Raw genomic sequence first — 1,624 nt, forward strand, 5'->3', positions numbered from 1 at the left:
TGTGATGGGTAGGGGAGCGTCGTGTGCCGGGTGAAGCGGCGGTGGAAACCAGTCGTGGACGGTATACGAGTGAGAATGCAGGCATGAGTAGCGATACAAGAGTGGGAAACTCTTGCGCCGATTGACCAAGGGTTCCTGGGTCAAGCTGATCTGCCCAGGGTAAGTCGGGACCTAAGGCGAGGCCGACAGGCGTAGTCGATGGACAACGGGTTGATATTCCCGTACCCGCTTTGAAGCGCCAACGCTGAACCTCTTGATGCTAAGCCCGTGAAGCCGTCCTGGAGCCTTCGGGCAAAGGGAAGTGGTGGAGCCGGTGACCCAACGGGGTAGTAGGTGAGCGATGGGGTGACGCAGGAAGGTAGTCCAGCCCGGGCGGTGGTTGTCCCGGGGTAAGGGTGTAGGGCGTTGCGTAGGCAAATCCGCGCAACATGTGCCTGAGACCTGATGCCGAGCCGATTGTGGTGAAGTGGATGATCCTATGCTGTCGAGAAAAGCCTCTAGCGAGTTTCATGGCGGCCCGTACCCCAAACCGACTCAGGTGGTCAGGTAGAGAATACCGAGGCGTTCGGGTGAACTATGGTTAAGGAACTCGGCAAAATGCCCCCGTAACTTCGGGAGAAGGGGGGCCATTCCTGGTGACGAGTCTTGCACTCTGAGCTGGGGGTGGCCGCAGAGACCAGCGAGAAGCGACTGTTTACTAAAAACACAGGTCCGTGCGAAGCCGTAAGGCGATGTATACGGACTGACGCCTGCCCGGTGCTGGAACGTTAAGGGGACCGGTTAGCTTGGATTCGTCCAGGCGAAGCTGAGAACTTAAGCGCCAGTAAACGGCGGTGGTAACTATAACCATCCTAAGGTAGCGAAATTCCTTGTCGGGTAAGTTCCGACCTGCACGAATGGCGTAACGACTTCTCGACTGTCTCAACCATAGGCCCGGTGAAATTGCATTACGAGTAAAGATGCTCGTTTCGCGCAGCAGGACGGAAAGACCCCGGGACCTTTACTATAGCTTGATATTGGTGTTCGGTTCGGCTTGTGTAGGATAGGTGGGAGACTTTGAAGCAGCAACGCCAGTTGTTGTGGAGTCGCCGTTGAAATACCACTCTGGTCGTGCTGGATGTCTAACCTGGGTCCGTGATCCGGATCAGGGACAGTGTCTGGTGGGTAGTTTAACTGGGGCGGTTGCCTCCTAAAGAGTAACGGAGGCGCCCAAAGGTTCCCTCAGCCTGGTTGGCAATCAGGTGTTGAGTGTAAGTGCACAAGGGAGCTTGACTGTGAGACTGACGGGTCGAGCAGGTACGAAAGTAGGGACTAGTGATCCGGCGGTGGCTTGTGGAAGCGCCGTCGCTCAACGGATAAAAGGTACCCCGGGGATAACAGGCTGATCTTCCCCAAGAGTCCATATCGACGGGATGGTTTGGCACCTCGATGTCGGCTCGTCGCATCCTGGGGCTGGAGTAGGTCCCAAGGGTTGGGCTGTTCGCCCATTAAAGCGGTACGCGAGCTGGGTTTAGAACGTCGTGAGACAGTTCGGTCCCTATCCGCTGTGCGCGTAGGAGTGTTGAGAAGGGCTGTCCCTAGTACGAGAGGACCGGGACGGACGAACCTCTGGTGTGCCAGTTGT

General features: G+C 56.8%; 1 rRNA gene (cut by a window edge). It reads left to right on the top strand.

The features are described from left to right. A 23S ribosomal RNA gene (locus ABT048_RS41525) occupies positions 1–1,624 on the top strand; its annotated part reaches 1,367 nt to the left of the window's first position; the annotation flags it as partial.

Source organism: Kitasatospora sp. NPDC096140, assembly GCF_040303045.1.
In the GTDB taxonomy this organism is placed as follows: domain Bacteria; phylum Actinomycetota; class Actinomycetes; order Streptomycetales; family Streptomycetaceae; genus Kitasatospora.